The sequence below is a fragment of the Mesorhizobium sp. M7A.F.Ca.US.006.04.2.1 genome, assembly GCF_004022915.1.
Classification (GTDB): domain Bacteria; phylum Pseudomonadota; class Alphaproteobacteria; order Rhizobiales; family Rhizobiaceae; genus Mesorhizobium; species Mesorhizobium ciceri.
Map to the genome: position 1 here is coordinate 1 of NZ_RZQA01000938.1, position 2,301 is coordinate 2,301.

General features: G+C 65.2%; 2 protein-coding genes and 1 pseudogene. All 3 read right to left on the minus strand.

Features of this window, described 5'->3' with window-relative positions:
* Positions 1-96: 96 nt before the first annotated feature.
* Positions 97-1,158 (minus strand): P-type conjugative transfer protein TrbG, encoded by a 1,062-nt coding sequence (trbG, locus tag EN925_RS32465; protein WP_127388548.1) that lies wholly within the window; start codon positions 1,156-1,158, stop codon positions 97-99.
* Positions 1,158-1,844 carry a conjugal transfer protein TrbF gene (trbF, locus tag EN925_RS32470; RefSeq protein ID WP_127370603.1) on the minus strand — a complete coding sequence of 229 codons (687 nt, stop codon included), beginning with the start codon at positions 1,842-1,844 and terminating at the stop codon, positions 1,158-1,160. The genes trbG and trbF overlap by 1 nt, the downstream gene beginning before the upstream one ends.
* Positions 1,841-2,301, minus strand: a pseudogene (locus tag EN925_RS32475) (P-type conjugative transfer protein TrbL); the annotation flags it as partial. The gene trbF and the pseudogene EN925_RS32475, both read right to left, overlap by 4 nt.

Consider the following 2,301-nt stretch of genomic DNA (forward strand, 5'->3'; position numbering starts at 1 on the left):
TCAGCACCTTGCGCGAGAGTCGCGTCACCCTGGCAGGCTCGGGGCGCAGACGCAGTTCAGCGCGGATGTCCCGGTTCAAGCCATTCGTTGGGTCGCTCATCTGAACAATCCTGCGCTATGCCGGGGCCGGCTCCCATCGGTGCGCACGATGCGGACGCGCCTCTCGCTCGTCTTGCCGCCGAGTCTTAGTTCGGCAGCGGCAAAGAGGCGGTCGACGACGTAGTGATTCTGCCGGGCGCGGTAGTTGACCAGCTCGGAGCCCCCTGACGGGCCGATGACGAAGAGCGGCGGCATCTCGCCCTGGCCAATGCCAGACGGAAACTCGATGTAGACCTTCGCGCCATCGTCGAAGGCGCGCAGCGGCCTCCAGGGTGCGGCGTCACCCTCGATGCGATAGCGGAAATTGAGTTTCTGGATGTCGACGCCGGCAGCGACTGGCTGTGCTGCGGACGCCTGTGCGTTCTGGCGCCGCAGCGCGATCAACTCATCCTGCGGATACTGCCATGATACCGAGGCCATATAGGTCTTTTCGGTCGATCGCAGCTCAAGATGGTAGGTGCGGCGATCACTGTTGATGACGAGGTTCGTCTGAAGGTCAGATCGAGTCGGCTTGACGAGGATGTGGACCTGTAGCCGCTCCCCTGCCCCGCTCTGCGTGTCGCCGATGATCCAGCGCACCGTGTCGCCCGCGGCGACGGGTCCAGAGCCGACGAGCTGTTCACCCGGCTGCAGCGCGATGTCGGTGACCTGACCGGGCGCTGCATAAATCTGGTAGAGCGCACCTTCGCTCCAGGGATAGAGCTGGATCGCGTTGATAAAGCCGTCGCGGACCGGCTGCATCCGAGCGGTCTCATTCGCCTGACTGATCCGCTGTCTGGGATCGGCCGGCTCGGGCTTCGCCCTGCTGATCCCGACCGGCTTCAGCTGACCCGGGAGCGGAAGCGGTTTCGGCAGTTCCACCACCTTTACCGGACCGGGCGGGCCGGCCTTCTGCACGGCGGGGACCGCATCGTCATACCGGATCTCTGGCGGGATGTATTTTTTCGAGGCGCAGCCGGCGAGCGCCGTCGCTGACAGCAATGCCAGAGCAAGCGAACGTACCCTTGTGATGTCGCGGGCGGTCCGTCTCGTCGTCTTGCGCGTTCGTGCCGCGGACATCATGAAAGCTCCTTCGACCAATTGATGGCGTTGACGTAAACGCCGAGCGGATTCGCCTTCAGCCGGTCGGCGTCGCGGGGTTGCTGAATGACGATGGTGATTATGGCGGTCCAGCGCTCGGTGCTCGCCAGGCTGCCGTTCTCGTAGCGACGCTCGGTCCAGGCGACGCGGAACGAGTCCGGGGAAGCCCGGATGACGCTGGAGACCTCGACCGCGATCTGTATCTTGCCGACCTTGGCAAAAGGATCGTTCAGGCGCGCGTAGTCGTTGAGAGAGACGGCGCCGCGATCGGTCGTGTAGTCGTAGGCGCGCAACCAGTTCTGGCGGACGATGACCGGATCGTCCGGAATGCTTCTCACCTCTTCGATGAAGCGGGCGAGATGCCATGCGGTCTGCGGATCGGTCGGATGATAATCGGCAACAGCCGGAGCGATGGCCTGCGCCTCGCCGAGCTTGTCGACCTGAACGATCCAAGGGACCACCGACCCGCGCGTCGACTGCCAGACCAAGGCCGAAGCGAAACCGCCGGCCAGGACGAGTGAGCCGAAGGCCATCAGCCGCCAATTCTTTGCTTGTACACGGGCTGAACCGATGCGGTCATCCCAGACCTGGGCGGCACGCTGATATGGCGTCTCCGGCTGCGGTGTTGTTCCGTACCGAACGGAAGATCGTCTGAAGAGGTTCATCGGCGTTCGTCCTGACTGAGGGAAACATTCATCGAGCCACCGCCATGGTCGCCGGAGCGGAGGGAATGCGCGGCCATGCTGGCCCCATGGCTCATGGTCTGGCCGCGCTTCATGCGGTTGGCCCATTCCGGCGGAGATCCCGCACCGGCCTCACCGCCTGAACTACGCCCAGAAGCCGCTACTCCCGATGGCTGCTCCCCACCGGTCGCAGTCCATGCGGCCGAGCGGCCGGCCTGCTGGCTGAAAGACAGGGCTGACGCCGCGCGCGATAGCGCCTGCTTCACCGGCTGGACAGAAGCGCCGGCCCCGGCGCTGGCGACGCCAGCCAAGCCGGCGGCGATCGAGCCTGCGCCGCTCTGGCCGGATGTTGCAGCGGCAAGGCCGTAAGCAGTCGAGGTGCTACCGGCCAAATGCGCGCCGCCACGTGCGGCGGCCGCGGACATGCGCCCAGCTGCAC

What these genes read in the sequence shown, in the direction of transcription:
- trbG (WP_127388548.1), bottom strand. Translation starts at nt 1,158, where the DNA reads ATGTCCGCGGCACGAACGCGCAAGACGACGAGACGGACCGCCCGCGAC.
- trbF (WP_127370603.1), bottom strand. Translation starts at nt 1,844, where the DNA reads ATGAACCTCTTCAGACGATCTTCCGTTCGGTACGGAACAACACCGCAG.